Origin of the sequence: Primorskyibacter flagellatus, assembly GCF_900176485.1 — a bacterium.
Classification (GTDB): domain Bacteria; phylum Pseudomonadota; class Alphaproteobacteria; order Rhodobacterales; family Rhodobacteraceae; genus Primorskyibacter; species Primorskyibacter flagellatus.
This window is the reverse complement of record NZ_FWYD01000002.1, coordinates 363986-390195: the sequence shown is the minus strand read 5'-3', so window position 1 is coordinate 390195 and position 26210 is coordinate 363986. Positions and strand designations below refer to the sequence as shown.

The 26210-nt window shown below is 58.0% G+C and carries 27 protein-coding genes and 1 riboswitch; of the genes, 17 read left to right on the top strand and 10 right to left on the bottom strand.

All coding sequences use genetic code 11. The annotated features are described in order from the left end of the window. Nucleotides 1–62 precede the first annotated feature (62 nt). Nucleotides 63–1088 carry a quinoprotein relay system zinc metallohydrolase 2 gene (locus B8991_RS04720; RefSeq protein ID WP_084350809.1) on the top strand — a complete coding sequence of 342 codons (1026 nt, stop codon included), beginning with the start codon at nucleotides 63–65 and terminating at the stop codon, nucleotides 1086–1088. A 3-nt stretch (nucleotides 1089–1091) separates the two neighbouring features. Here the strand turns inward: B8991_RS04720 and B8991_RS04715 are convergent, their stop codons facing one another. Next, a complete protein-coding gene (locus tag B8991_RS04715) occupies nucleotides 1092–1697 on the bottom strand; it encodes a hypothetical protein (protein WP_084350807.1) in 606 nt (201 codons plus the stop codon). Nucleotides 1698–1862: 165 nt separating this feature from the next. Between B8991_RS04715 and B8991_RS04710 the strand changes: the two genes are divergently transcribed. From B8991_RS04710 to B8991_RS04650, 13 genes are all read left to right on the top strand, one after another. Further along, nucleotides 1863–2975 (top strand): S-(hydroxymethyl)glutathione dehydrogenase/class III alcohol dehydrogenase, encoded by a 1113-nt coding sequence (locus B8991_RS04710; RefSeq protein ID WP_084350805.1) that lies wholly within the window; start codon nucleotides 1863–1865, stop codon nucleotides 2973–2975. A gap of 6 nt (nucleotides 2976–2981) precedes the next feature. Next, nucleotides 2982–3815 (top strand): S-formylglutathione hydrolase, encoded by an 834-nt coding sequence (gene fghA / locus B8991_RS04705; protein ID WP_084350803.1) that lies wholly within the window; start codon nucleotides 2982–2984, stop codon nucleotides 3813–3815. A 14-nt stretch (nucleotides 3816–3829) separates the two neighbouring features. After that, entirely contained in the window at nucleotides 3830–4252 is a 423-nt protein-coding gene (locus tag B8991_RS04700; protein WP_084350801.1) for a c-type cytochrome, read from the top strand. A 119-nt stretch (nucleotides 4253–4371) separates the two neighbouring features. Then, the gene (locus tag B8991_RS04695; RefSeq protein ID WP_084350799.1) at nucleotides 4372–6174 is read left to right on the top strand and encodes a methanol/ethanol family PQQ-dependent dehydrogenase; all 1803 of its coding nucleotides are present in this window, start codon (nucleotides 4372–4374) and stop codon (nucleotides 6172–6174) included. Between the two features lie 85 nt (nucleotides 6175–6259). Then, a complete protein-coding gene (locus B8991_RS04690; RefSeq protein ID WP_084351160.1) occupies nucleotides 6260–6796 on the top strand; it encodes a c-type cytochrome, methanol metabolism-related in 537 nt (178 codons plus the stop codon). Further along, on the top strand, nucleotides 6780–7625 hold the full coding sequence (locus tag B8991_RS04685; protein WP_084350797.1) for a substrate-binding domain-containing protein: 846 nt from the start codon (nucleotides 6780–6782) through the stop codon (nucleotides 7623–7625). The genes B8991_RS04690 and B8991_RS04685 overlap by 17 nt, the downstream gene beginning before the upstream one ends. Then, a complete protein-coding gene (locus B8991_RS04680; RefSeq protein ID WP_084350795.1) occupies nucleotides 7622–8170 on the top strand; it encodes a PQQ-dependent catabolism-associated CXXCW motif protein in 549 nt (182 codons plus the stop codon). Before B8991_RS04685 ends, B8991_RS04680 begins: the two co-directional genes overlap by 4 nt. 103 nt (nucleotides 8171–8273) lie before the next feature. Next, a riboswitch (TPP riboswitch) is annotated at nucleotides 8274–8362 on the top strand. Between the two features lie 47 nt (nucleotides 8363–8409). After that, nucleotides 8410–9186, top strand: coding sequence for a hydroxyethylthiazole kinase (gene thiM, locus B8991_RS04675; protein ID WP_084350793.1), 777 nt, complete (start codon nucleotides 8410–8412; stop codon nucleotides 9184–9186). Continuing rightward, the gene (gene thiE, locus B8991_RS04670) at nucleotides 9183–9818 is read left to right on the top strand and encodes a thiamine phosphate synthase (RefSeq protein WP_084350791.1); all 636 of its coding nucleotides are present in this window, start codon (nucleotides 9183–9185) and stop codon (nucleotides 9816–9818) included. Before thiM ends, thiE begins: the two co-directional genes overlap by 4 nt. Next, nucleotides 9815–10621 carry a bifunctional hydroxymethylpyrimidine kinase/phosphomethylpyrimidine kinase gene (gene thiD, locus B8991_RS04665; RefSeq protein ID WP_084350789.1) on the top strand — a complete coding sequence of 269 codons (807 nt, stop codon included), beginning with the start codon at nucleotides 9815–9817 and terminating at the stop codon, nucleotides 10619–10621. The genes thiE and thiD overlap by 4 nt, the downstream gene beginning before the upstream one ends. A 37-nt stretch (nucleotides 10622–10658) precedes the next feature. Continuing rightward, nucleotides 10659–11345: a thiaminase II gene (gene tenA, locus B8991_RS04660; protein WP_084350787.1), complete on the top strand. Its 687-nt coding sequence runs from the start codon at nucleotides 10659–10661 to the stop codon at nucleotides 11343–11345. Between the two features lie 342 nt (nucleotides 11346–11687). After that, complete coding sequence (gene motA, locus B8991_RS04655) at nucleotides 11688–12554, top strand: flagellar motor stator protein MotA (RefSeq protein ID WP_084350785.1); 867 nt, start codon at nucleotides 11688–11690, stop codon at nucleotides 12552–12554. Further along, nucleotides 12551–14296, top strand: a complete 1746-nt coding sequence (locus B8991_RS04650; protein WP_084350783.1) for a hypothetical protein — start codon at nucleotides 12551–12553, stop codon at nucleotides 14294–14296. Before motA ends, B8991_RS04650 begins: the two co-directional genes overlap by 4 nt. Before the next feature lie 69 nt (nucleotides 14297–14365). On the opposite strand, the gene B8991_RS04645 is transcribed toward B8991_RS04650, so the two are convergent. The 5 genes from B8991_RS04645 to pobA are packed head-to-tail and all read right to left on the bottom strand — an operon-like array spanning nucleotide 14366 to nucleotide 18215. Beyond that, nucleotides 14366–15202: a 3-oxoadipate:acetyl-CoA acetyltransferase gene (locus B8991_RS04645; protein ID WP_084350781.1), complete on the bottom strand. Its 837-nt coding sequence runs from the start codon at nucleotides 15200–15202 to the stop codon at nucleotides 14366–14368. A gap of 54 nt (nucleotides 15203–15256) precedes the next feature. After that, nucleotides 15257–15877: a protocatechuate 3,4-dioxygenase subunit alpha gene (gene pcaG, locus B8991_RS04640; RefSeq protein ID WP_084350779.1), complete on the bottom strand. Its 621-nt coding sequence runs from the start codon at nucleotides 15875–15877 to the stop codon at nucleotides 15257–15259. Between the two features lie 3 nt (nucleotides 15878–15880). Continuing rightward, a complete protein-coding gene (pcaH, locus tag B8991_RS04635) occupies nucleotides 15881–16609 on the bottom strand; it encodes a protocatechuate 3,4-dioxygenase subunit beta (protein WP_084350776.1) in 729 nt (242 codons plus the stop codon). Between the two features lie 46 nt (nucleotides 16610–16655). Next, on the bottom strand, nucleotides 16656–17033 hold the full coding sequence (pcaC, locus tag B8991_RS04630; protein WP_084351158.1) for a 4-carboxymuconolactone decarboxylase: 378 nt from the start codon (nucleotides 17031–17033) through the stop codon (nucleotides 16656–16658). 12 nt (nucleotides 17034–17045) lie between these two features. Next, entirely contained in the window at nucleotides 17046–18215 is a 1170-nt protein-coding gene (gene pobA, locus B8991_RS04625) for a 4-hydroxybenzoate 3-monooxygenase (protein WP_084350774.1), read from the bottom strand. A gap of 103 nt (nucleotides 18216–18318) precedes the next feature. Between pobA and pcaQ the strand changes: the two genes are divergently transcribed. Together pcaQ and B8991_RS04615 are read left to right on the top strand one after the other, a co-directional pair. Continuing rightward, nucleotides 18319–19239 carry a pca operon transcription factor PcaQ gene (gene pcaQ / locus B8991_RS04620; protein ID WP_084350771.1) on the top strand — a complete coding sequence of 307 codons (921 nt, stop codon included), beginning with the start codon at nucleotides 18319–18321 and terminating at the stop codon, nucleotides 19237–19239. Nucleotides 19240–19402: 163 nt separating this feature from the next. Beyond that, on the top strand, nucleotides 19403–20611 hold the full coding sequence (locus tag B8991_RS04615) for an ROK family transcriptional regulator (protein WP_084350769.1): 1209 nt from the start codon (nucleotides 19403–19405) through the stop codon (nucleotides 20609–20611). Here the strand turns inward: B8991_RS04615 and B8991_RS04610 are convergent. From B8991_RS04610 to trhO, 4 genes are all read right to left on the bottom strand, one after another. Further along, on the bottom strand, nucleotides 20608–21591 hold the full coding sequence (locus B8991_RS04610) for an aldose epimerase family protein (protein ID WP_084350766.1): 984 nt from the start codon (nucleotides 21589–21591) through the stop codon (nucleotides 20608–20610). The two genes, B8991_RS04615 and B8991_RS04610, sit on opposite strands and share 4 nt — an antisense overlap. Continuing rightward, a complete protein-coding gene (xylA, locus tag B8991_RS04605; RefSeq protein WP_084350764.1) occupies nucleotides 21591–22898 on the bottom strand; it encodes a xylose isomerase in 1308 nt (435 codons plus the stop codon). The genes B8991_RS04610 and xylA overlap by 1 nt, the downstream gene beginning before the upstream one ends. After that, on the bottom strand, nucleotides 22895–24346 hold the full coding sequence (gene xylB, locus B8991_RS04600) for a xylulokinase (RefSeq protein ID WP_084350761.1): 1452 nt from the start codon (nucleotides 24344–24346) through the stop codon (nucleotides 22895–22897). Before xylB ends, xylA begins: the two co-directional genes overlap by 4 nt. A 237-nt stretch (nucleotides 24347–24583) precedes the next feature. Next, nucleotides 24584–25498, bottom strand: coding sequence for an oxygen-dependent tRNA uridine(34) hydroxylase TrhO (gene trhO / locus B8991_RS04595; protein WP_084350759.1), 915 nt, complete (start codon nucleotides 25496–25498; stop codon nucleotides 24584–24586). Nucleotides 25499–25613: 115 nt separating this feature from the next. On the opposite strand from trhO, the gene pncA reads away from it, so the two are divergent. Next, nucleotides 25614–26207, top strand: coding sequence for a bifunctional nicotinamidase/pyrazinamidase (gene pncA / locus B8991_RS04590; RefSeq protein WP_084350757.1), 594 nt, complete (start codon nucleotides 25614–25616; stop codon nucleotides 26205–26207). Nucleotides 26208–26210: the final 3 nt, after the last annotated feature.

Here is a 26210-nt window from a genome sequence, read left to right as displayed (position 1 = left end):
GCGTTTGGTCGGTGCCGCACACGTTTCCGCGCGCGACCTGTGACCTGTTAGGAGGGAGGGCGATGTTCGAAGCTGTCGTGTTGATCTGTCTGAATGCAGGCGCGGGACCGTGCCGCGAGATGCTGCTGCCGGGATTTGAGGCCGACAATCAACAGGCCTGCGAGGCGGCGCTGGCAGAGGCCCCGCCGCAAACGCCTGCGGGAACGGCCGCTTTTTGCCAACCGAAGGGCGCTGCACTGGCGGTGGATGAGATTGCAGAGGGTGTCTTCGTCCATTCGGGTCTGATCGAGGAACCTGACGAGGTCAATCTAGGGGACGTGTCCAATCTGGGCTTTGTCATTGGCGACGCTTCGGTCGCGGTGATCGACAGCGGCTCTGCCCGCTGGATGGGCGAGGCGCTGTGGCGCAGCATCCGGCAGCGTACAGACAAGCCGGTAAGTCATGTGATCCTGACTCATATGCACCCGGACCATGTCTTCGGCGCGACGCTGTTCGCGGATGCAGGGGCAGAGTTGGTCGGTCACGAAAGGCTGCCGCGCGCGCTTGCCGACCGGCAGGCGAACTACCTTGAAAGCCTGCACCGCCTGATTGGTGAAGAGGCGATGATCGGAACGGTTTCGCCGGACATCTCACACCGGATCGGGGCCGAGGATCAGATCGACCTCGGGAATCGAGTGTTGACCCTGACGGCCTGGCCCACAGCCCATACGCCCGCGGATCTCACGGTGTTCGATACAAAAAGCGGAACGCTATTCGCCGGCGATCTTGTGTTCGATCAGCACACGCCTGCGCTGGATGGCAGCGTTCTTGGCTGGCAGGACGTTATGGCGCGGATGAAAGCGCAAGCAGCCCTGCGAGTCGTGCCCGGACATGGCGCGGCGTCACTGCCTTGGCCGGCGGGCGCCGCCGCTTTGGAACGCTACTTGCAAACGCTTGTCACGGACACCCGCGCCGCGATTGCCGACGGCACGCGGCTTGGCGACGCGGTAAAGACCATCGCGGCCGACGAGGCGGAGCATTGGCACCTGTTCGAGGCGTATAATCCGCGCAACGCCACCGTTGCCTTTACAGAGCTTGAATGGGAATAGGGTTCAGCTGTCCTTGACCTCTGCCTGAAGCATCTGGGCAATCCCGAACAGACGTTTTTCCAGCAGTGTCGGCGTTTCGCACAGATAGGTGATGTTCTTCTGCCTGTCCGAATAGATCAGCTGATCCCAGTCAAGTTGCTCTTCCAGCGCGTCCACCCTGTCAAAATCCGGGTCTTCGGTTGCCAGTTGCGTTGCCATCTCGCTGCGCGCGGCTTCGATCTTTTCGCTCAGCCCGATCTGGCTAAGCGAAAATTCCTCGATGCCGTGGATGATCCGGCCGCGCCGGCGGGACAAACGGTCGAACACTTGCTTGAACACCAGACCCAAAGCGTCAGGATCTCCCTCTACCTGCGCAGCAAAGGCGGCAATATCGGGGCGTAATGTCTCAAGCTCGATTCGCCTGACGGCCAATGTGTCGGCAAGCGTATTCACGTCGTCCTGTATCGCCTTCGGCACAGTGTCCGGGACCGGATGCGCCCACATCAGGCCAACGGACAATTGCCCCACCTTGCGCTGCACGCAGGGCCATGTCGGATCCGAAAAATCGGTGGCGAGGGCTGGGGTCGCAAGACACAACCCGGCGAGCACTAGAATTCTGGCGTGAACCATTTGAAAAATCCTCCCAGATAAAAGATGCCCGAGGGCGCAAGGCAAGTCTACGCTTCCCAATGCCCACCATAGTCTGCATTGTTTGGTATACTGCCCCCTACCATAATCCGTTAAAAATGCGTGGCCGGTAAAACGTGTCGGCGCGCAAAGGAAGGAAGAATACATATGCGAACTCGTGCTGCCGTGGCCGTTGAGGCAGGTAAACCACTGGAAATCATGGAAGTCGAACTGGACGGGCCCCGCAAGGGAGAAGTGCTGGTCGAGATCAAGGCCACGGGCCTGTGCCATACGGATGAATTTACCCGTTCCGGTGACGACCCCGAAGGCATCTTCCCGGCAATTCTTGGCCATGAGGGCGCAGGCGTCGTGATCGAGGTCGGCGAAGGTGTGACCACGCTGGAGGTGGGCGATCATGTGATCCCGCTTTACACGCCCGAATGCCGCGAATGCGAATACTGTCTGAACCCCAAGACCAACCTGTGCCAGAAGGTGCGTTCGACACAAGGTCAGGGTCTGCTGCCTGATGGTACGACGCGGTTCAAGATGCTGGATGGCACACCGATCCACCACTACATGGGCTGTTCGACCTTCGCCAACCACACGGTTGTGCCAGAGATCGCGCTGGCCAAGATCCGCAAGGACGCGCCGTTCGACAAGGTCTGCTATATCGGTTGCGGTGTCACCACGGGCATCGGCGCTGTCATCAACACTGCCAAGGTAGAGATTGGCAGCCGCGCGGTTGTCTTTGGTCTGGGCGGCATTGGCCTGAACGTCTTGCAGGGCCTGCGTCTGGCGGGTTGTGATCAGATCGTCGGTGTCGATCTGAATGACGACAAGATCGAAATGGCCGAGCATTTCGGCATGACCGATTTCGTGAACCCCTCGAAGGTCGAGGGCGATCTGGTGGCGCATCTGGTCGAGCTTACCAAGGGCGGTGCGGATTACACCTTTGACGCGACCGGCAATGTGAACGTGATGCGCACGGCGCTGGAATGCGCGCATAAGGGCTGGGGCGAATCAATCATCATCGGCGTGGCACCTGCGGGGGCTGAAATCAGCACGCGACCTTTCCAACTGGTGACAGGACGTGTCTGGCGCGGAACCGCGTTTGGCGGCGCCAAGGGCCGCACAGATGTGCCGAAAATCGTCGACTGGTACATGGATGGCAAGATCGAGATCGACCCGATGATCACGCACAAGCTGACGCTGGACGAGATCAATCACGGCTTTGACCTGATGCATGAAGGCAAGTCGATCCGTGCCGTGGTGGAGTTCTGATCCGGTATGGAAACTCTTTCTGAAAATCGTAGCTTCGAAGGCGTTCAGGGCGTTTACAAACACGCCTCGACCGCCTGCGGATGCGACATGACCTTCGCCGTCTATCTGCCGCCACAGGCAAAGACCGGAAAGGTGCCAGTTCTGTGGTATCTGTCGGGTCTGACCTGTACGCATGAAAACGCGATGGTGAAAGCCGGGCTTCAGGAACATGCGGCCGAACACGGTCTTGCGCTCGTCTTTCCCGACACCTCGCCGCGCGGCGACGACGTGGCGGATGACGACGCCTATGATCTGGGGCAGGGCGCCGGGTTTTACGTCAATGCGACGCGCAACCCCTGGCGTCCGCATTTCCAGATGTATGACTACATCACCAGCGAATTGCGTGATCTGGTGCTGGCGAATTTCGCCATCCTCGACCGGCACGGGATAACCGGGCATTCGATGGGCGGGCACGGCGCGTTGACCATCGCGATGCGCAATCCTGATATGTACGATTCACTGTCCGCTTTCGCGCCGATTGCGAACCCCACCCAAAGCGATTGGGGTCGAAAGCAGCTAAGCGCCTATCTTGGAGATGACGAATCAAGCTGGTGCCAGCACGACTCCGTGCTACTTATGGACGACAAGGGATGGAAAGGCGACCTGCTGATCGATCAAGGTGGATCTGACCAGTTTCTGGACCTGCTCAAGCCGGAAACACTTGCCGAGGCCATGATGCGCAATCGGCAGCCAGGGGTGTTTCGGATGCAGGAAGGCTACGACCATTCGTATTTCTTTGTGAACTCCTTCGCAGGCGATCACGTTGCCTGGCACGCAGATCGTTTGCTTCAAGACCAGTAAGATAGAGGCTTAAAATGTTCAAAACAGTAATCTGCACAGCTTTTGCGACACTTCTTCCGCTTGCCGTCATGGCCGAAAGCCACTCGATGGCAGGTGATGCGGAAAAAGGCGAAAAAGTGTTCCGCAAATGCCAAGCTTGCCACGATGTGGGCGAGGACGCCAAAAGCAAGGTTGGGCCGGTCCTGAACAACATCATGGGGCGGCAGATCGCCAGTGTGGAAGACTTCAAATACTCCAAGGTTCTGGCGGAAATGGGCGAAGCCGGGGATGTCTGGACGCCCGAAGCACTGGCTGCCTTTCTGGAAAAACCGCGCGATTTCGCCAAGGGCACGAAGATGTCCTTTGCCGGGCTTCGTAAAGAAGAGGACCGCGCAGATGTGATTGCGTTTCTAGCGAGCCATTCTGACGAAACTGAGGCGACTGACGAAGGTTCGTGACATAAGAAATGTCTGCCCCGCCGGGAGGAGAGAGCTGGCGGGGCAGTACATAGCGGCAGATGGGCTAAGCCCCGTTTTGCCATGAGGCGGCGAAAGCCGTGTATTTCGGGAGGACTGAAATGAAGACCCTTAGAATGTTAACCTCGGGCATCGCCCTTTGCTGCGCCAGTATGGCGATGGCGAATGACGATCTCATGACGCTGATGGACAACCCGGCACAATGGGCGATCCAGACGGGCGATTACAAAAACCAGAGATATTCCAAACTCGATCAGATCAACGCCGAAAACGTCGGCGACCTTCAGGTTGCATGGACATTCTCCACCGGCGTGCTGCGGGGCCACGAAGGCTCGCCGCTGGTGATCGACAACATGATGTATGTTCACACGCCGTTCCCGAACATCGTCTATGCGCTTGATCTGGCACAGGACGGCAAGATCGTCTGGAAATACGAACCAAAGCAGGACCCGGATGTCATCCCGGTGATGTGCTGCGATACCGTGAACCGCGGTGTTGCCTACGCCAATGGCAAGATCTTCCTTCATCAGGCCGACACGAAAGTGGTCGCGCTGGACGCCATGAGCGGCGAGGTGAAGTGGGAAGCACAGAACGGCGACGCGTCGATAGGCGAGACAAACACCGCGACGGTTCTTCCGGTGAAGGACAAGATCATTGTCGGTATCTCGGGCGGTGAATTCGGTGTTCAGGGCCATGTCACGGCCTACAACATGGAAACGGGCGAACTTGAGTGGCGCGCCTATTCTGTCGGCACCGACGATCAACTGTTGGTGGACCCGGAAAAGACCACCCATCTGGGCGAGCCGATCGGCGTGGACAGCTCTATCAAGACCTGGGAAGGCGATCAGTGGAAGATCGGCGGCGCCACGACGTGGGGATGGTATTCCTACGACGAGGAGCTTGACCTCTTCTATTACGGCTCTGCCAACCCTTCGACCTGGAACCCTGCGCAACGCCCGGGCGACAACCGTTGGTCGATGACCATCATGGCGCGTGACCCCGATGACGGCATGGCCAAGTGGTTCTACCAGATGACCCCGCATGACGAGTGGGATTATGACGGCGTCAATGAAATGATCCTTACGGAGCAGGAAATTGATGGTGAAGAGCGCAAGCTGCTGACGCATTTCGACCGGAACGGTCTGGGATATACCCTGGATCGCGAAACCGGCGAATTGCTGGTGGCGGAAAAGTTCGATCCGGCTGTGAACTGGACGACCGGTGTCGATATGGACCCCGAATCCGAGACATACGGTCGTCCGGCCGTTGTCGCGCAGTACTCGACCGAGCAGAATGGCGAAGACGTCAACTCCACCGGTATTTGCCCGGCGGCGCTTGGGTCCAAGGACCAGCAGCCTGCGGCCTACTCGCCGAAAACAGAGCTGATGTATGTCCCGACCAACCACGTCTGCATGGACTACGAACCGTTCCGCGTGGCCTACACCGCCGGTCAGCCCTATGTCGGCGCGACGCTGGCGATGTATCCGGCACCCGACAGCCATGGCGGCATGGGTAACTTCATCGCCTGGGACAACACGGTGGGTGAGATCAAGTGGTCCATCCCCGAGCAGTTCTCGGTCTGGTCCGGTGCTTTGGCAACTGCGGGTGACATTGTCTTCTACGGCACGCTCGAAGGCTATCTGAAGGCGATTGATGCGACCACAGGTGACGAATTGTACCGCTTCAAAACCCCATCTGGCATCATCGGTAACGTGATGACCTACGAGTTTGAAGGTAAGCAGTATATCGGCATCTTGTCTGGTATTGGCGGCTGGGCCGGGATCGGTCTTGCGGCTGGTCTGACGAACCCGAATGACGGTCTGGGTGCCGTGGGTGGCTATGCCGCTCTGAGCGACTATACCGCGTTGGGTGGTCAGCTGACCGTGTTCGCACTGCCGGATTAAGGCTCGATGACGCTTCAAGAGCTGGGTCCGGCGCATCCGTGTGCCGGACCTCCCCTAACGACTGTCCGAAAGGTGAACAGCCATGATGCGCACCGCATCCCATTTTTTCTTTGCCGCCGCCGTATCGACGCTGCTTCCCCTTGCAGCCTTTGCCCAAAGCTCGAGCGATCAGCCGGTAAAGCCCGAAGAACACGCTGATGAAGTCGCTGTCGCCTATGAGGACGATGGCATGTACTTCACCGAAGATGATATTCCTACCTACAAGGTAGCCGAGGATGGAACCGTCGATTGGATGACCTTCTCGGGTTTCCGTCGCTATCATTCGGAATGTCATGTCTGTCATGGCCCGGATGGCGAAGGGTCCACCTATGCGCCGAAGATCAAGAATTCCGCCGTGCATCTGGACTATTACGATTTTTATGATGTCGTGGTGAATGGTCGTCAGAATGGCAACTCGGTCATGCCGCACTTTGGCGACAACCCGAACGTGATGTGCTATCTCAATGACATCTATGTTTACCTCAAAGCCCGTGGCATGGATGCGGTGCCGCGTGGTCGCCCGGCCAAGAAAGAAGCCAAGTCCGATCTGATCCGCGAGATGGAAAATGATTGCATGGGCTGATACGATGCGCCTTGTCGCGTCAGGGTTTTTGGGATTGTTGCTTTGCGCCGGTGTGGCGCAGGCGCAGACCTCTGATCTTGTCTCGACGCACGCATTGAGGGTTTGCGCAGATCCAGCCAATGCCCCGATGTCCATGCAAGACGGATCTGGCTATGAAAACGCGCTGGCAGAGCTGGTCGGCGAAAAGCTGGGTCTGCCCGTTCAATATACCTGGTATCCGATGGCGACCGGCTTTGTCCGCAACACGCTTAAGATCAAGAAATGCGACGTGATCATTGGTTATGCGCAGGGCCATGAGCTTGTGCTGAACACCAATCATTATCTGACATCGACATATGTGCTGATCGTTCCGAAGGACGGCCCGTTGACCGACGTCACCGTGCTGTCGGATGAACGCTTGCAGGGGTTGAAGATCGGGATCATCGCCGGAAGCCCGCCTGCTACCCATATGGCGCGCAACGGCTTGATAGGGAAGGCAAAGGCCTACCATCTGTTTGTTGACAGACGGTACGAAAGCCCTTCAGAGGACATGCTGGCCGACCTTGAAAGCGGAGAGATCGACGCCGCCATCATTTGGGGGCCGATCGGAGGTCCTTTGGTCAAACAATCCCATCCGGGTATGAAAGCCATTCCGCTGATCAAGGAAACCCTGCCGCCCAAACTTTACTACCGGATCACGATGGGCGTCCGACAGGGTGAAAAAGTTTGGCAGCGCAAGCTGAACTCGCTCATTCGACGCAATCAGGATGAAATCAACGCTCTGCTTGCTGATGCGGGCGTGCCGTTGGTCTCGGACCTTGGGGATACGGTTCTGGATCTGTCCCAATGATCCGGATGCTGGCGATCCTGCTTTTTGTGGGACTGCCAGTCAGTGTGGTGGCTGAAGACGAACCCGCGGATTACCGGATGGACCGCTACCGGGGGCCGGTCCCGTCTACCCTGTCGGGTGGCACGGTCGTCGGGCCGGAGGCGGCACATGACCTGTGGCAAGCGGGCCAGACCGCATTCATTGATGTTCTGCCGCAAGCCCCGAAACCCGCCAACCTGCCCGAAGGCACGATCTGGCGCGACAAACCGCGAGACTCCATCCCCGGCGCGATCTGGCTGCCCAATGTCGGCTACGGGGCCATTGCGGACGTCACAGAAGGGTATTTCCGACGCGGTTTGGCCAATGTCACGAAAAATGACAGCACGCATCCGGTCCTCTTCTTCTGCCTTGCAGAGTGCTGGATGAGCTGGAACGCCGCCAAACGCGCAATCGAATGGGGGTATAGCAATGTCTACTGGCTGCCCGAAGGGACTGATGGATGGCAGTTCTGGGACTATCCGCTGGAACGGATCACTCCGGAAGAACCGCAGCCCGGCGTTGAATAATCAGACCGCCCTGAATCATAGAAAAGTTGAAAGCCCCGGCACAGTGATGTCCGGGCCAGAGTTTCCCATGGCGATTGACGCCGTATCAAGGCTTGCCTAATGTCGCTTTAGCCGGGGGCGCTGCCAAGCTGAGACGTACCCTTTGAACCTGAACCAGATAATGCTGGCGGAGGGAGGTCACAGTCGCTTTATATTTGCTGACAAAGTGCTCTTTTTCGCCAGAACCTGAAAGAGCCGCAATGACTGTGACAGATATTCTGACTCCGCTTCGCGCGCAAAGCCCGCTTGTACACTGCATCACCAACTATGTGGCGATGAACATCGCCGCCAACGTTGTATTGGCTGCCGGCGCGTCGCCTGCCATGCTTCATGCCGTTGAAGAAATCACGGATTTCACGCCGATTTCCGGGGCGTTGACAATTAACATCGGAACATTGTCTGCCCCTTGGGTCGTGGGCATGATATCCGCAGCCGAGACGGCAAACACCCACAATATTCCGTGGGTCTTCGACCCGGTTGCGCATTTCGTCAGCAACTACCGCAAAGGGGTCGCGCAGGACATTCTGTCCTTGCGTCCGACGATCCTGCGGGGAAACGCCTCAGAGATCCTTGCCCTCGCTGGAGAGGCGGGATCCGGCAAGGGGGCCGACAGCGGCGATGCTGTCGAAGCGGCTGAAGCTGTGGGTGTAGCATTGGCACGGAAATTCGGCTCTGTTGTCGCGATCACCGGTCCTGTGGATCTTGTCACCGACGGCACGCGGACGGCACGGGTCGCAGGCGGGTCGGAGATCATGCCGCAGGTGACCGCCTTGGGCTGTTCGCTGACAGCATTGATGGGGGCGTACGCAGCCGTCGGACCGGCGTTTGACGCGGCCTTGGGCGCGTTGGCACATTTTAAAGTGGCCGGCGGCATGGCGGCCAGGCAGGCAAGTGGCCCCGGCAGCTTCCAAGTGCATTTCCTCGACGCGTTGGCGGCGGTAAAGCCCGACGACCTGCACGAAGTGGTTGTCGCATGACGGTCCTGCGCAAAAGCCTTCGGCTTTACCTTGTCACCGATCCGCAGCTTTGCGCCTCGCGTGGGGTTATCGATACGGTGCGTTGCGCAGTATCGGGCGGTGTCAGCATGGTGCAGTTGCGTGACAAGTCCGCACAAACACACGAACGGGTAGAGCTGGCACGCGCGATCAAAAAGGCTCTTTCGGGCAGCGGCGTGCCTTTGGTGATCAACGATGACGTGGATGCCGCCGTCGCTGCCGATGTAGACGGGGCGCATATCGGACAGGGAGATCTGACGCCCGCGCAGGCCCGCGCGCGGCTTGGCCCGGACAAGATTCTGGGGCTGTCCTGCGAGACGGCGCAGACTGTGCAGGGGGCTGATCCCTCCATAGTCGACTATCTTGGTCTTGGCCCGGTTTTCGGCACGGCGACCAAAACCGACCATGCCGCACCTATCGGGTTTGATGGGTTGGCGCGTCTTGTCGCGCTCTCGTCGCTTCCTGCCGTCGCCATAGGTGGGCTGAAAGCGGAACACGCAAGTGCCGTGCTGAAAAGCGGTGCTGATGGTCTGGCTGTCGTGTCCGCCATTTGTGGGCAGCCCGATGTCGCGGCAGCGGCGCGTGCCTTTAGCTTTCAGGAGGGCCGGGCATGATCGCAAACGTGCTTAGCATTGCCGGGTCGGATCCATCAGGGGGCGCGGGCATACAGGCAGATATCAAGGCGATTTCGGCCAATGGGGCCTACGCCATGGCTGCGATCACGGCACTCACGGCGCAAAATACGCAAGGCGTCAGTGATATTCATCTGGTGCCGCCCGATTTCGTTCAAGCGCAGATCAAAGCGGTGTTCGAGGACATCAGAGTGGATGCGGTTAAAATTGGCATGATTGCCAATGCCGACATTGCCGCCGCTGTCGCCGAGGTGCTGCGAGACTGTACTGCTCCAATTGTGCTGGACCCCGTGATGATCGCCAAGGGCGGCGCACCCTTGTTACAGCCCGATGCTGTATCTGTGCTGCGGGCGCAGCTTTTACCACTGGCCAGGCTTCTGACGCCCAATCTGCCCGAAGCTGCGCATCTTCTGGGTGCTTCGATCGCTGCAGATCGGACCGCCATGCAAGAACAAGGCCGCGCGCTTATCGCCAAGGGGCCAGCTGCCGTCCTGATGAAGGGCGGGCATCTGGAGGCACCGGAAAGCCCGGACTGCCTTGTCACGCGGGATGGTGTGACCTGGTTTGAAGGGCAACGAACCAAGACCCGCAATACCCATGGCACGGGGTGTACACTGTCTGCCGCCCTGGCGGCACAGCTCGCGCAGGGATTGGACCTGCGCGACGCCGTCACCGCCGCCAAGGCTTATGTCGCGTCCGCTCTTGCCCATGCCGATGACTTGACGGTCGGAACGGGCCACGGCCCAACCCATCACTTTGCAAAATTCAAAGGACTGCACCCATGAGAACACTGTCAGACACCACCATCGAGGTGACAGTCTAATGAGTGGATTGGAACATGGTCGCACCGTTGCCCTGTTGCGGGACGGATGCGCGGATGATTGGCGTAGCTATACGCATCACCCTTTTGTCGACGGCCTGCGCGACGGCACGTTGCCTCGCGCGGCTTTCCTGCATTACCTGATACAGGACTACGTCTTTCTTGTGCATTTTTCGCGCGCCTGGTCCCTAGGGGTGGTCAAGGCCGAAACATTGGAAGAGATGAAAGTCTGCGCTGGTTCAGTCAATGGATTCGTCAATCACGAAATGGCCCTGCATATTGAGACCTGTGCCGCAGAAGGCATTGACGAGGTCACCCTTTTCAACGCGGTGGAAGAGTTCGAGAACATCGCCTATACGCGCTACGTCATGGATGCAGGGTTACAGGGCGACTTTCTGGATCTGCTGGCGTCACTGGCACCATGTTGCTTTGGGTACGCCGAAATCGGCACGCGGCTTGGTGTAGAGGCCGCGCCCGATACGCCCTATCGCGCATGGATCGACACCTATAACGGCAGTGAATACCAAACCGCGATGACGCGGCTTGGCCAGATGATCGACGGAGCGATGACGCGGCGACTGGGCCCCGCGCCCGAGACCTCCCCCCGGTGGTCGCAGTTGCAAAAACGGTTCACAACCGCAACACAACTGGAGGCCGCATTCTGGGGTATGGGGCTCCGCAAAGCGTAAAAACCTGGCCTCCCGATATCACTGTTCAAGGGCACCATTTGTTAGAAGCGGTGTCCTTGTGCTTTTCCGATGCAAGATGTCACCACCACGTTCAGTGCCGTTCTGCTCGGGTTGCTGTTTGGTGTTTGCCGACTGCCAGCGCACTCTATGACAGTTTGATAGGCCACCAAGAAGCTATGGCTGATTTGACCGCGCCGATGCGAGGTGGTGATGGATTGGCCAATATTTAAGAAAAATCCATGTAAATTCGACCGCCATGAGCACAAGAGACACCACGAAGAAGGACTATCTTAACAACCGTCGTTTTAACGTCTCCGGTATCCAGAAGCAGGAGCTTATCGCGTGTTTGGTATCATCGGCATCATCACGATTTTCGCTATGGTCTTTGGTGGCTACCTTGCCGCCGGTGGTAAGATGGCGATCATTTTGAAAACTCTCCCGTTCGAAATGATGATGATCGGGGGGGCAGCGGTTGGTGCATTTCTGATCAGCAATGATGGCGCAGCGGTCAAGCATACACTCAAGGACATCTCGAAGGTCTTTAAAGGCCGGAAATGGAAGCCGGAGGATTACCGTGATCTTCTGTGCCTGCTTTATGAGTTGATCCGCTTGGCGAGGAGCAATCCTGTCGCCATCGAAGAACATGTGGAAGACCCGCAATCTTCTACGATCTTCGGAAAATATGAAAAGATACTTGCTGACAAGGAAGCGGTGAACCTTATCTGTGATACGTTGCGTTCGGCGTCGATGAATTACGACGACCCGCATCAGGTGGAAGAGGTGCTGGACAAACGCATGGAAGCTTCGCAACACCACGCGTTGCACTCCAGCCATGCTTTGCAAACCGTGGCTGATGGTCTTCCAGCATTGGGTATTGTCGCTGCGGTTCTCGGCGTGATCAAGACCATGGGTTCGATTGACCAGCCGCCGGAGGTGCTCGGACGATTGATCGGTGGGGCTTTGGTCGGGACATTTCTTGGCGTGTTTCTTGCTTATGGTCTTGTCGCGCCTTTCGCGTCGAAAGTAAAAGCTGTGGTCGAAGAAGACAGCCACTTCTATCATCTCATCCGCGAAGTCCTGATTGCCAACCTCCACAATCACTCGACAATCAATTGCATCGAGGTCGGACGCCAGAATGCGCCTGATCATATCCGGCCCAGCTACAATGAACTGGAAGAAGCCCTGCGCGGCCTGAAGGACGCTGCATGAAGTATCTGTTTGTGATATTCTGGCTTTGTGTTCTTGCCGCACCTTCCAGCGCAGAGACCATAACCATCAAATCGGGTGAGCACGGAACGTTTACCCGGCTTGTCCTATATTTGCCTGACAAATCCGGGTGGCAACTGGAACAAGACAAACGCAAAGTTTCAATCGTGTTTCCCGGAAAAAGATACGAGGCAGTTCTTGATCAGGTTTTTCTCAAGATTACGCGCGAGAGGATCGGCGAGGTCAATGTGCTGCCGGCTAAGGGACGCATAGAATTGCTGCTGAACTGCGATTGCGTGGCAACAGCTTTCGAGTACAGGCCTCGGATTGTGGTTGTGGATGTTGCTCCCGAAGGTCCGTCAAGTACTGAAGTAAAACCCGTCAATCGTGGTTTTCTCAATGATTTCTGGATAGATACTATTTTGAAACACGAGGTTGCCAGCGAAGCAACACCTGTAGAAACGTCGTCGGAACGTGACGTTGTCGAGGTTGGCGATAGCGCATTTTCTGGAATCGTTGATGCGATAATGCAGAAAGCGTCGCAAGGATATCTTACGGCGAGCGCCGGGACATACTCGGAAAACACCAGGTCAGCGCAGATTGTCCCGCACCTCTCGACAGGGCCGCATGGCTCTGAAGCTGACAGGGCATCTTTTTCCGTGGCACCGCACATCATCAAAACCAATAAAGAAGAGCGTTTTGATTGCGGTGCTCAGCTCCGCCCCATGCTGGAGTCCAATGGGTTTGGCACTGAAATAGCATCTCTTCAGTCGAAGCTCATAGGCGACGATGGCGAGGTGTCGCGCGATGTAGCGGAACAAATGGCCCGTTCTTACATCTACTTCGGGTTGCCTCAGGAAGCGCGACAAATACTCAAACTCGTGGATGCGACGATTCGTGAAAAATATGCGCCCACGCTTAGATTTCTGGACGTTGATAGTTGGGCAGGTGGGCTTCCGCCGAAAACCACCGTCGGTTGTGAAGCGTTGGCCGAGTTGGCGTTCGTGGTCATTTCAGGGGGTCAGCCTGAAGCCCTAGTTTCGCCTGAAGGGTTTCTCAAGCAATTCAAGTCACTTTCGCCACATCTTCGGGAATTGATTGGGCCGCGACTGTCGGCAGCACTGCGCGTAAATGCCAGAAATAATATTGCCGAAAAGCTAGATGAGTTTTTGTCAAAAGCACAGCCGAAGCCTGAATCCTTGGCCGACGTGTTAAAGAATAATAATTACGAAACGGTAAGCTTGGAGATCGAAGCAGCAGCAGCCGACTCAACTAGATTTCAGGATTATGGTCCCGAGGCATCAATCCCTCAGGAAGTTCAGGAAGATGGTGGATATGAGGAAGCGATCGACCCATCGCTTATGGAAACGTTCCTAAAAGAATATGATGGCTCACTTCCGGATAAAACATTGGCCAAACTCCTTGTATCATTACGGACCGATGAGGGTGAATTCAAATCAGCAGTCGCGGAGATCCGCAATTCTGAGGACTTGTCAGTCTCAGATAAAGAGGCACTTCTCTCTCAAGTCGTCGGTAATGCGACAACAACTGGTAGCACTCGCAATTTCCTGGAGATGGCGTTTTTTCTGCAAGAGCAAGAGATAGCTCGTCTGTCCGAAAGTCGCCGGTCAGAGATTAGAGCACGCCTGCTGGAGCTAGGTTTCGACGAAAAAGCGGAAGCTCTTGTTCCGCAAGCCAGTTTGCCGGCAGATCAAACTGGCTTTCTTGAACGTGGAGTCCTGTAACTTCTGACAGCGCAAGATCGGTTGGCTGGCCGCTACGTCGGTATTGGGACGTGGTAGGTCATCCAAAACCTATCCACTCTTGGTTGGAAGGTGCAGAATTTCGCGTGCTTGTTGCCAAGTTGCGACTGGCCGTTCGTATTTTTCGCAAAGCTTGGCGGCCCGTTCGACCAGCGCGGCGTTTGATGGCGCGAGTGTATCCCGGTCCAGACGCATATTGTCTTCCAGACCCGTTCGCGTGTGGCCGCCCGCGGCGATTGCCCATTCGTTGACCCGTATCTGGTTTGGGCCAATTCCCGCAGCACACCAGTTTGCATCCGGACAGCGCGATTTCATTGTTTGAACATAAAAATCGAACACCTCTTTGTCGGCAGGCATAGCATTTTTCACCCCCATAACGAATTGGACATAGAGGTTTCCGAAAAGCAGTCCTTCATCGTGCATACGGATGGCGTGCAGAATGTGGCTAAGATCAAATGCCTCAATTTCCGGGGTGACCTCATACCGAATCATTTCAGAGGCCAGCCAAGCGACGAGATCCGGTGCGTTTTCGTAGACCCGTGTGGGGAAGTTGTTAGATCCCACAGATAGCGACGCCATGTCGGGCGACAGTGACAGCATGCCGCCGCGCTCTCGGCCCGTGCCGGACCTGCCGCCGGTGGATAGCTGCACGATCATTCCCGGGCAGTGTTCGCGCAAGCCTTCAAGAAGCCGCGCAAAGCGTTCGGGATCAGAGGACGGTGTCTGGTCATCATTGCGTACATGGCAATGGGCGATAGACGCGCCTGCCTCGAAGGCGGCATGGGTGCTTTCCACCTGCTCTGTGATCGTGATCGGAACGGCGGGATTGTTTTTCTTGGTCGGTACTGATCCGGTGATCGCGACACAGATGATGCAGGGGTTGGTCATGTTTTGGTCCAGTATTTGTTTATGGGCCGCCAAGAAGGGGCGCACCCGGATGTGTCAAATATCGAAGAAGACGGTTTCGTTCTGGCCCTGGATCTGCACGTCGAAACGATAGACGGCCTTGCCGTCAGGTTCGCTGCGCTGTGCGATCAGCGTTTGCCGCCTGCGCTCCCATTCGATGATATTCATCACCGGGTCGGCCGCATTCGCCGTTTCCTCGTCCGAAAAGTAGATCCGTGTGTTCAGTCCGACATTGATGCCGCGCGCGACCACCCAAAGGTTTATATGCGGGGCCATCATTTGCCCGTTTCGTCCCATGACAGCACCGGGCTTTATGGTGTCAAACCCCCATTCGCCAGTATTGAAATCAGTGATGACACGCCCCCAGCCGCGAAAGCCATCCTCGACCGCACCAAGATGTTCGGGATGGGCATAGATGCCATCCGCATTCGCCTGCCATGTCTCCAGAAGTACATCCTTGATCGGACTTCCGGTGCCGTCAATGACCAACCCCTCGACTCGAATACGTTCGCCCTTGGCGTTCGGCCCGGCAATGTCGTGGCCAAGTTCTTCGCGGTAGATGTCAAAGCCTGCGGATCCAGGCGCAAGGCCGATATGGACATAGGGTCCAGCGGTTTGTGACGGCGTTTCGCGAAGATAATTCAATTGTTGGGGCATGGGTCAGTTCCCCTCCAGTCGGTTTTCAAACAGGGTGGACCGTCGTCCGCGCAAGACAATGTCGAATTTGTAGGCGATGCTGTCCAGCGGAATGGTGCCGTTCAGGTCCAATTTGGCGATCAGGGCATCGACTGCGTCGGGGTCGGGGATCGATTTGACCATAGGACAGGTCTGGATAAGGGGGTCGCCCTCAAAGTAGATCTGGCTGATCAGGCGCTGGGCAAACCCGGTGCCAAACACAGACACATGGATATGCGCAGGCCGCCAGCTGTTGACAAAATTGCGCCACGGATAGGCACCGGGTTTGATGGTGCGAAAGTAGTAATACCCGTCCTCGTCCGTCATGGTCCGGCCGCAGCCGCCGAAATTTGGGTCGATAGGTGCAAGATAGGTGTCTTTCTTGTGCCGGTAGCGCCCGCCCGCATTGGCTTGCCAGATCTCGACCAGCGTATTGGGAATCGGGCGGGCGTTTTCATCCAGAACACGCCCGTGCAGGATGATCCGCTCGCCTATCGGCATCTCGTCGGGCTGTGCGTAGTTCAGGATCAGATCATTGTCGATCGGGTCGATGTCGTTATGCCCGAACACAGGCCCGGTGATTTCTGAGGCCGAGTTTTGCAGGCTGATCAACGGATATTGCGGTGAGCGGGCCACGCTGGTCTTGTAGATGGGGGAATAGGCCGGCGGGTGACGCCCAAGGTCGCGTTGGTAGAACTCTGCGGGTTTCTTCATCTGTCGTTTTCCTTCTGCAATCAGGCTGTTCGGTGCGGCCTGAAGCTTAGTCCCGTTCCATCTCTGCGTAGGTTTGCTTGGCAAGTTTCAGAGCGTGGTTGGCGCGCGGGACGCCAGCATAGATTGCCACATGCTGAAATGCTTCCAAAACGTCGGTCTTACTGGCACCCGTACGAGTCGTCGCGCGGATATGCATGGGGATCTCCTCGAAATTGCCCAATGCTGCCAACAAAGCCAAGGTCAGCATAGATCGTTCCCGGTCTCCGATCCCGTCGCTGGCCCAGACGGTGCCCCAGGCAGCTTCGGTGATGAGCGTCTGGAAGGCTTCGTCAAACGGGGTCTTTGCCGCCTCGGCACGATTAACATGCGCCTCGCCCAGAACGGATTTTCGGACCGTCATGCCCTTTTCGTAGCGATCAACCATGTTCATCCTCTTTCAGTAAGGCAAGCCTACATAATTCTGTGCCATCACGCTTTGTGCTTCGCGGTTGGATCGCAGAAACTCCAGATCGGCGCGCTGTATCTTGAGGTCAAATGCGGTCTGGTCGGGGAACCGGTGCAGCAGCGTGGTCATCCACCAACTGAACCGTTCGGCCTTCCAGGCCCGCGCAAGCGCCCGTTCGGAATAACGGTCAATCCCTTCCGGGTCGCTCTCTTCGTAATGCTGCATCAACCCCTGATAAAGATAATGCACATCGGATGCGGCGGTGTTGAGTCCTTTGGCACCGGTGGGCGGCACGATATGTGCAGCGTCCCCACACAGGAACAGCCGCCCCCAGCGCATCGGCTCGGTGACGAAGGATCGCAGGGGCGCGATGGATTTTTCAATCGACGGTCCGGTGACCAGCGTGTCGGCATATTTCGCGGGGATGCGGCTGCGCAATTCGTCCCAGAACCGCTGATCCGTCCAGTCGTCGGGCGAATCCTCCAATTGGCATTGAACGTAATACCGGCTGAGATTGGCATTTCGCATCGAACACAGCGCAAAACCACGCGCCGAATTGGCGTAGATCAATTCGTCATTGACCGGGGGCGTCTCCGACAGGATGCCCAGCCATCCAAAAGGATAGACCTTTTCATAGTCGCGCCGCACGTCATGCGGAATGGTTCGGCGGCTGACCCCATGAAACCCGTCGCAGCCCGCCACGAAATCGCACTCGATGCGTTCGGATTTGCCGCCCACCTCGTAGGTGACAAAGGGTTTTTCGGTGTCGGCGTCGTTGATGACCACGTTCTCGACATTGTAGACGATCTTGCCGCCCGCCGCTTCGCGCGCATCGTACAGATCCCGTGTGACCTCGGTCTGACCATAGATCATCACATGCGTGCCGGTATGTTCGGTGAAGTTGACCTCGAACTCTTCGTCGTCGAAGGACAGCAGGGTGCCCTCGTGGATGATCCCTTCCTTGTCCATCCGGTCGGCAATGCCTGCCTCGCGCATCAAGCCGACCATGCCTGTTTCAAGGACGCCCGCGCGGATGCGGCCCAGGACGTATTCGCGGGACTTGCGTTCCAGCACGACCGTGTCGATGCCCCGGCGCAGCAGCAGTTGTGAAAGCAGAAGGCCCGAGGGACCGCCCCCAATGATGGCAACTTGCGTGCGCATGTTTCGCCCTCCCTAGCCTGTCTTGCATGCTGACATATTAATGATTGATTGAAATATGTAAAATGATGTTTTGTCTGCTTTGATTGCCAAAAATGGAAACCAAATGCTCGACCGTCGCATCAAGATCCGCCATCTTCAGTGTTTTGTTGAAATTTGTCGCGCTCGCAGCATGAAGAGCGCGGCAGAAAAGTTGAACCTGACACAACCCGCGATTTCCAAGACCCTCAAAGAGCTGGAAGAGATCTTGAACGTTCCACTTCTGACGCGCAGCCGCGCTGGCGTTTCGTTGACTCGGCATGGGGACGTGTTTCTGCATTTTGCAGAGATGTCCCTTGCGTCGTTGCTGCAGGCGGTGGCGGGGGTCGAGGACTTGGCCGGGCAGGGCCGGGCGCGACTGGCAGTGGGCGCCTTACCGTCTGTCGCGGCAGGGCTTATGCCGGCAGTGGCGACTCATTTCGCGGAACTGTCTTCCAGCACAACGCTACAGATCATGGACGGTCCGCACGGCTATTTGATCGACCGCTTGCGGCGTGGTGATCTGGACATTGTCATCGGCCGGCTCGGTCCGTCAGACTCGATGCAGAACATCTCTTTCACGCAGCTGTATAACGAAGAGGTCCGCTTCATCGTGCGCGCCGGTCATCCGCTTCTTGCGGCACCAGAACTGCCACGGATTCCCGAATATCAGGTAATCTATCCCTCACAGGGATCCGCCATTCGTCCGCTGGTGGAACGATTTCTGATCAGTCATGGGATCGGGCGGATCGACAAGCGACTGGAGACTGTCTCTGGTGCCTTCGGGCGCGTTTTTACCCGACGGTCGGATGCCATCTGGATCATCTCGGCCGGGGTGGTCGCGAACGAGATCGCCGACGGTCATCTTGTGGCATTGCCTTGGGACACGTCGATGATGCGCGGGCCTGTCGGCCTGATGCGACGTCCCGAGACCGCGCAATCGCCACAAGATCAGGTGTTCCAGATCGCTTTACGCAACGCGATGAAAGATTTGGGTCTGAACGGGTGAATGCAAGACCTTCACCAGCGCGTGCCATTTAATTGACAAACAAAATTAATTCTTGCGGAATAGTTTCTACCCTGCCACGATACTGATCCGGTGCCTGAATTCAAGATATTCAGGTCAACGGTGAGACAGAATTCCTATCCGATCCTCAGGGGGCATCGCCCGGATGGCCAAGGAACAAAGAGAACGCAGCAGACGAACGATTTTGGATGCGATCCGCCGTGCGGGCCGCGTTGCCCGTATTGATCTGGCGCGGAGCACAGGCATCAGTCAGGCCACCGTGACGACGATCACGGCAGAGCTTCTTCATCAGGGGATGATCTGCGAAGTGGCAAGCGCCGACGATCAGCGCGATGCGCGACGTGGCCGTCCACGTGTTGATCTGGCCTTGCGTGGTGCCGCGCATCTGGTGGCAGGGGTGAAGGTCGCCAATCGGGCACTGTCCATTGTGTTGATGGATTTTGCAGGAAAGATCGTGGGGGAATACACCGAACGTCTTCCGGCCAGCAGGTTGGCCGCAACCGGGTTGGCACGAACCCTGAAGCAAGCGTTAGAGCGGACGCTGGATGCATCAGGTCTGTCGTTCGCTGACCTCTCGGCTGTCGGGTTGGGTATGGCCGGTGTGGTCGATGCGTCGCGCGGGTTTGTGTACTGGTCGCCGTCTCTTACCGAACGCAATCAGCCGATCAGCGCGATTGTGTCGGCAGAGCTTGGCTTGCCGGTTTTTACCGATAACGATGCCAATCTGGTTGCCGTGGCCGAGATGTATTTCGGACCGGGTGCGGCCTATCGCGATTTCATTGTTGTCACGATCGAAGCGGGTGTCGGCATGGGCATCGTGTTGGACGGGAAACTCTATCGCGGGACGCGGGGCTGTGGGGCAGAGTTCGGCCACACAAAGGTGCAACTGGACGGTGCGAAGTGTCGCTGTGGACAACGGGGCTGCCTGGAGGCTTACGTGGCGGATTACGCATTGCTTCGAGAGGCGGAGTCTGCCGGGCTTGTTTTTCCTCAAGCCGATGCCGACAAAGCCATAGGCCCGTTGCTGACCGCCGCGCGTGATGGCAATGCGAAGGCGCGGCACATCGTCGATCATGCTGGGCGGATATTTGCCATGGGGTTGGCAAATCTCATCAACATCTTTGACCCGCAGTTGATCATTCTGGCGGGCGAACGCATGCAGTTCGACCACCTTTTTGCAGAGGACGTGCTGGCAGATGCCCGCCGGTCCATCGTGCAGATAGATCAGCCGCCGCCAGAGATCCTGTCGCATAAATGGGGTGATCTGATGTGGGCGGGGGGGGCTGCGACCTATGCCATCGACAAGGTCGCAGACATGTCCCTCCGCGAGATTGCAGCGCAAAACGCGGCTTAGGTTGCTGCCCTTTGCGGCGCGATCTCGATCTCCGTGCGCTGATGGTAGGGAGTGACCGGGCTGCACAGGATGGATGGAAACTCTGGCACATTGGGCGCATTTGGAAAGCCTTGCGCTTCGAGGCAAAGCCCGGTGTAGCGCAAGTGTTCCTGACCGGGCAGCGGCGTGCCATGTGATGCCAGGGTGACGCTGTTGTAGACCTGCATGCAGGGCTGGTTCGTCCACATCCTCAGCCGCAGCCCGTTGGGCGCCGTGACTTCCGCCGCCGGACCGTTGCCGCCGTCCAGAACAATATTGCCATCCAGGTCGGCCATGCCAACGGGGCGCGCATCGCGGAAATCATAGACAGTGCCCACGACAGCCGCTGTATGGCCCAAAGCCACCAGATCCGGCCCGTTGGGCGTGTGGTTTGAGCCGTTTATCCTCAGCAGATGGTCTTTGACAGGGCCAGCGCCCATCAGGTTGTAATAGCTGTGATGCGCCAGATTGATGGGTGTTTCCCGGTCGGGCCGCGCCTGCATGTCATAGGTCAGGCGGTGTCCGTCGAGCGAGATCGTGATCTCGAAATCCACCGCACCGGGATAGCCCTGATCCAGATGCGGCGAGTGCAATGTCAGACGAACGGCGCGGGTGCCATCTGCCTCTGTCGTCCAGTTACAACGGCTCAGCCCGCCCGGCCCACCGTGCAACTGGTATGCCGGATCGGCGGAGGTGAGCGACCATTCTTCACCGTTCAAGACGAAGCTGGCACCGGATATGCGGTTGACGACCCGCCCGGCGACAAAGCCCATGCAATTGGCACCGGCCCGGTAGCCAGCCGGATCGGCATAGCCCAGCACCACCGGCACTTCACCGCCATCATGGCTGACCCGCCAATCCTGTACGGCACAGCCAAGCGACAACACGGACACCTGCGCAACATCGCTTTGCAGAACGTGGCGGCGAATTTGCCCGGCGGGGATGTCCAGCCCCGTTGCCATCAGACGAACCTGTTGACGTAGTTTTCAAGGATCTCTTGACGGCCAGAGCGTGGCTGCGGATTGATGTCCTCGGCCAGCACCCGATCAAAGATCGTGCCGAGGTCGCTGTTCAGCATCTCTTGCGCGCTTTCGGTCTGCCATCCGGCATATCGCGTGGTCAGCGCGTCTTCCAGGCCGCCATCTTCCAGCATGGCTGCTGCGGCTTTCAGGCCGCGCGCACAAATATCCATCCCGCCGATATGTCCGGCGATTAGATCCTCGGCATCCAGTGATTGACGCCGCAGCTTGGCGTCAAAATTCGTGCCACCGGTGGTGAAACCGCCGGATTTGAGGATGTGGTAATAGGCCAGCGCCACCTCCGGCACGTTGTTGGGGAACTGATCCGTATCCCACCCCGACTGATAATCGTTGCGATTCATGTCGATCGACCCCAGCATCCCCTCGGACGCAGCCACCGTAATCTCGTGTTCAAAGCTGTGCCCTGCAAGGATCGCGTGGCCCTGCTCAAGGTTCAGCTTCACCTCATTTTCCAGCCCGTATTTGCGCAGGAATCCGATGCAGGTCGCCGCGTCATAGTCATACTGATGCTTCGACGGTTCCTGCGGTTTGGGTTCCAGCAAGATTGCGCCCTTGAAGCCGATCTTGTGCTTGTAATCCACAACCATGTTCAGGAACCGGCCCATATGGTCCATCTCTTGGCCCAGATCGGTGTTGAGCAACGTCTCGTACCCTTCGCGCCCGCCCCAGAGGACGTAATTCTGCCCGCCCAGCTTTTGGGTGGCATCCATGCAGCTTTTGACCGTGGCGGCGGCGAAGGCAAAAACGTCCGGGTCCGGGTTGGTCGAGGCCCCCGACATCCAGCGCCGGTGGCTGAACATATTGGCCGTGCCCCAAAGCAGTTTGGTGCCCGTCTCTTCCATCTTCTGGCCGAAATAGTCGGTGATCTCTTCCAGACCCTTCAGATTCTCGGCAAAGCTGTTGCCCTCGGGTCGGACATCAGCGTCGTGAAAGCAGAAATACGGCTGACCCAGAATGCGAAACATCTCGAACGCGGCGTCGGCCTTTGATTTCGCGTTGGCCATTGAATCCTGTGGATGCCAGGGCCGGATGAACGTCTGCCCGCCGAAAGGGTCGCCACCTTCCCATGCGAAGCTGTGCCAATAGGCGACGGCAAAGCGCAGGTGGTCTTCCATCCGTTTGCCCATCACCAATTCGTCAGGGTTGTAGTGATGAAAGGCCATCGGATTGGTGCTGTCTGGCCCCTCGTAGGCAACGGGGGCAATGGCGTCGAAAAAGCCGGCGGTCATGGCAGATCCTTCAGGGCTGGATAGGTGGCGCGGAAGGATTGATAGGCCTCTTCATACGCGGCTTTCAGATCGCTTCGGGGGGCGATGGTGCGGGCCACGTCGGGTGCCGACATCACATCCTGGGCGCGTACGCCGGTGGCCGCGCATTGCGCCAGCCGTGCAGCACCCATTGCCGCGCCGAATTCGCCTTTCGCGGGCAGGTCGATGGGCAGGTCCAGCAGCGTCGCGCAAAGCTCTACCCAATAGGGGGACTGCGCGCCGCCGCCGATGGCCAGCACCCGTTCAAGCCTGGTGCCGGTCGTCTTCAGCGCCTCAAGATTGTCCCGCAGGGCAAAGGCGACGCCTTCCATCACGGCCTGCGTCAGTTCCTTGGGGCCGTGCGAGATGTCGAGGTTCAGCAAAGCGCCCCGGATGGTGCTGTCATTGTGTGGCGTGCGTTCGCCCGACAGGTAGGGCAGGAAGCGTGTCTTGCCGGGGCCTTCGATCCGGTCTCCAAGCGCCTTTGACAGTGTCGCTGCGTCCTGCCCCAGATTGCGCGCCAGCCAGTTCAGACTGTCGGTCGCGGCAAGGATCACACCCATCTGATACCACGTGTCGGGGATGGCATGGCAGAAGGTATGAACCGCCGTCTCGGGCATCGGGGAAAAGCTATCCTTGGCGGCCAGAAGAACGCCGGACGTGCCAAGCGAGACAAACCCGTCGCCTTCGGACAGCGCACCCACGCCGCAAGCGGCCACGGCGTTGTCGCCGCCGCCGCCAGCCACCGCAACGGGATGCGAGATCCCCCACTCCTGCGCAAGTGATCCGCGCAAAGCACCGGCCATTTCAGAACCTTCAACCAGTCGGGGCATCTGGTCCATCCGCATGTCTGAGGCGTCCAGAAGGTCCTGCGACCATGCGCGCTTTCCCACGTCCAGCCAGGCAGTGCCGGCCGCATCGGACATTTCGGAAACATGCTCTCCGGTCAGCCAGAAGGTCAGGTAATCCTTGGGAAGCAGAACCTTGGCGATGCGCGCGAAAATCTCCGGTTCATTGCGCGCGACCCAAAGCAATTTCGGCGCGGTGAAGCCGGGAAAGACGATATTGCCGGACAGCGCCCGGAGGTTGGCCTGTGCATCCAGTTCGGCGGCCTCGGCAAAGCTGCGGGTGTCGTTCCACAGGATGCAGGGTCTTAGCATGGTATCATCGGCACCAAGCAGGGTTGCGCCGTGCATCTGGCCTGCCACCGCGATGCCCTTGAGCCCCGCCCATTCATCGGGATGTGCCGCGCGCAGGTCGGCCACAACGCCGTTGCAGGCCGTCACCCAGTCGGCGGGGTTCTGTTCGGACCAGCCACGTTGGGGATGAGAGATCGGGTAGGTCGCCTCGGCGGAGCCTGCAACGCTGCCATCCGCGTGGACCAGCAACGCCCGAATTCCGGACGTGCCCAAATCAAGACCTAGATACATCATGCCCCTCCCGGCGTCTGACCGGGATAGTCGGTCAGTTTAATTCAGGTGTCAAATTAAAACTTCATTCGCTCAAGACGTGCCTTTATCAGGCAGTCTCCTGGCCAACATTATGCCATGACGGCCCGTCGCGTCCATGACGGCCGCCAAAGCGTTTGTGTCATCCGGCAACGAAAGATAGTACGGAAAGGGGGAATGCGACGATTGTCTTCAGACCATGAATTTCCGGCCTGCGCTTCAGACGCTATTCTCACCACCCAGATGGGTTTCACCGCGCGCCCGCGCCAGTTCAATCTGTTTTTGTCGCTCACGGAAGCGGGCCTTGTCGTCGGCTGAGGTTTCGTCCGCACAATGGTGGCAGGAGACGCCGTGTTCGTATTCCGGGCGCGTGCGATCCTCGGGCAGGATCGGGCGACGACAGGCATGGCACAGTTCATGCGGGCCTTCACGCAGGCCGTGCCCGACCGAAACCCGTCCGTCAAACACAAAACACTCGCCCTGCCAGGTGCTTTCAGCCTCCGGCACCTCTTCGAGGTATTTCAGAATGCCGCCCTTGAGGTGAAACACCTCTGGTACGCCTTGTCCCAACAGATAATTGGTGGACTTCTCGCAGCGGATGCCGCCGGTGCAGAACATGGCGATGCGCTTGTTGTGAAACCGCTCTTTGTTCTTTTCCCACCACGCAGGGAAGTCCCGAAAACTGGCCGTTTCCGGATCGACCGCGCCTTCGAACGTGCCGATCGCAACCTCATAGTCGTTGCGGGTGTCGATCACGGCCACGTCCGGGCTTTGGATCAATTCGTTCCAATCCTCCGGGCGCACATAATGGCCAACGCGCGCTTTCGGATCGACATTGGGCTGGCCCATTGTCACGATCTCGCGCTTCAGGCGCACTTTCATTCGCGCAAATGGCTGCTTGGTCGCGGACGAGAGTTTCCATTCCAGATCGGCACAGCCGGGCAGGGCGCGCAGATGCGTCAATACCGCGTCGATACCCTGTGCAGGCCCGGCGATTGTGCCGTTGATACCCTCATGCGCCAACAGCAAGGTGCCGGTGATACGCTCTGCACGGCACAGGTCCAGCAACGGACCCAGAATGCCAGCGGGATCCGCAAAACGGGTGAAGTGATAAAGGGCGGCGACAGTGAACATGGCGGCGATTTACGCCTGCGCCGCGCCGCTATCAAGAGGTACAAATGGCGCAGCCCGTTGACCGCCCGCCGCGCGCGTCCTACCCATGGGGCGATCCCAAGCAGAGGCTAACGACATGCACGCGCTTATAGTCATTGATGTCCAGAACGATTTTTGTCCCGGCGGTGCCTTGGCCGTCGATGGCGGCGACCAAATTGTCGCGCCGATCAATGCAATGATGGATGACTTTGACGCCATTGTGTTGACACAGGATTGGCACCCGGCCGACCATTCATCATTTGCCAGCCAGCATTCGGGGAAAAAGCCGCTGGACCTGATCCAGATGCCATATGGTCCACAAGTGCTGTGGCCCGATCACTGCATACAGGGCACAGATGGCGCTGCATTTCATGCCGATTTGAATGTCGACCGGGCCGACCTGATCATTCGCAAAGGGTTTCGCCGCGAGATTGACAGCTATTCGGCCCTGTTCGAAAATGATCATGAGACTTCAACCGGGCTTGAGGGGTATCTGCGCTCGCGCGGGATAGAGCAGTTGACGCTTGTTGGGCTTGCGCTGGATTTCTGCGTGAACTTCTCGGCGGTCGATGCGGCGGGGCGGGGGTTTGATGTCGTCGTGGCCAAGTCGGCCTGTCGCGGCATTGATCTGGATGGCTCTCTGGATGCGGCGCTTGCGGGCATGACCGCCGCTGGCGTGACCTTACGGTAACAT

Coding starts and splice junctions, on each gene's coding strand:
- B8991_RS04720 (WP_084350809.1), top strand. CDS start 63: ATGTTCGAAGCTGTCGTGTTGATCTGTCTGAATGCAGGCGCGGGACCG.
- B8991_RS04715 (WP_084350807.1), bottom strand. CDS start 1,697: ATGGTTCACGCCAGAATTCTAGTGCTCGCCGGGTTGTGTCTTGCGACC.
- B8991_RS04710 (WP_084350805.1), top strand. CDS start 1,863: ATGCGAACTCGTGCTGCCGTGGCCGTTGAGGCAGGTAAACCACTGGAA.
- fghA (WP_084350803.1), top strand. CDS start 2,982: ATGGAAACTCTTTCTGAAAATCGTAGCTTCGAAGGCGTTCAGGGCGTT.
- B8991_RS04700 (WP_084350801.1), top strand. CDS start 3,830: ATGTTCAAAACAGTAATCTGCACAGCTTTTGCGACACTTCTTCCGCTT.
- B8991_RS04695 (WP_084350799.1), top strand. CDS start 4,372: ATGAAGACCCTTAGAATGTTAACCTCGGGCATCGCCCTTTGCTGCGCC.
- B8991_RS04690 (WP_084351160.1), top strand. CDS start 6,260: ATGCGCACCGCATCCCATTTTTTCTTTGCCGCCGCCGTATCGACGCTG.
- B8991_RS04685 (WP_084350797.1), top strand. CDS start 6,780: ATGATTGCATGGGCTGATACGATGCGCCTTGTCGCGTCAGGGTTTTTG.
- B8991_RS04680 (WP_084350795.1), top strand. CDS start 7,622: ATGATCCGGATGCTGGCGATCCTGCTTTTTGTGGGACTGCCAGTCAGT.
- thiM (WP_084350793.1), top strand. CDS start 8,410: ATGACTGTGACAGATATTCTGACTCCGCTTCGCGCGCAAAGCCCGCTT.
- thiE (WP_084350791.1), top strand. CDS start 9,183: ATGACGGTCCTGCGCAAAAGCCTTCGGCTTTACCTTGTCACCGATCCG.
- thiD (WP_084350789.1), top strand. CDS start 9,815: ATGATCGCAAACGTGCTTAGCATTGCCGGGTCGGATCCATCAGGGGGC.
- tenA (WP_084350787.1), top strand. CDS start 10,659: ATGAGTGGATTGGAACATGGTCGCACCGTTGCCCTGTTGCGGGACGGA.
- B8991_RS04650 (WP_084350783.1), top strand. CDS start 12,551: ATGAAGTATCTGTTTGTGATATTCTGGCTTTGTGTTCTTGCCGCACCT.
- B8991_RS04645 (WP_084350781.1), bottom strand. CDS start 15,202: ATGACCAACCCCTGCATCATCTGTGTCGCGATCACCGGATCAGTACCG.
- pcaG (WP_084350779.1), bottom strand. CDS start 15,877: ATGCCCCAACAATTGAATTATCTTCGCGAAACGCCGTCACAAACCGCT.
- pcaH (WP_084350776.1), bottom strand. CDS start 16,609: ATGAAGAAACCCGCAGAGTTCTACCAACGCGACCTTGGGCGTCACCCG.
- pcaC (WP_084351158.1), bottom strand. CDS start 17,033: ATGGTTGATCGCTACGAAAAGGGCATGACGGTCCGAAAATCCGTTCTG.
- pobA (WP_084350774.1), bottom strand. CDS start 18,215: ATGCGCACGCAAGTTGCCATCATTGGGGGCGGTCCCTCGGGCCTTCTG.
- pcaQ (WP_084350771.1), top strand. CDS start 18,319: ATGCTCGACCGTCGCATCAAGATCCGCCATCTTCAGTGTTTTGTTGAA.
- B8991_RS04615 (WP_084350769.1), top strand. CDS start 19,403: ATGGCCAAGGAACAAAGAGAACGCAGCAGACGAACGATTTTGGATGCG.
- B8991_RS04610 (WP_084350766.1), bottom strand. CDS start 21,591: ATGGCAACGGGGCTGGACATCCCCGCCGGGCAAATTCGCCGCCACGTT.
- xylA (WP_084350764.1), bottom strand. CDS start 22,898: ATGACCGCCGGCTTTTTCGACGCCATTGCCCCCGTTGCCTACGAGGGG.
- xylB (WP_084350761.1), bottom strand. CDS start 24,346: ATGTATCTAGGTCTTGATTTGGGCACGTCCGGAATTCGGGCGTTGCTG.
- trhO (WP_084350759.1), bottom strand. CDS start 25,498: ATGTTCACTGTCGCCGCCCTTTATCACTTCACCCGTTTTGCGGATCCC.
- pncA (WP_084350757.1), top strand. CDS start 25,614: ATGCACGCGCTTATAGTCATTGATGTCCAGAACGATTTTTGTCCCGGC.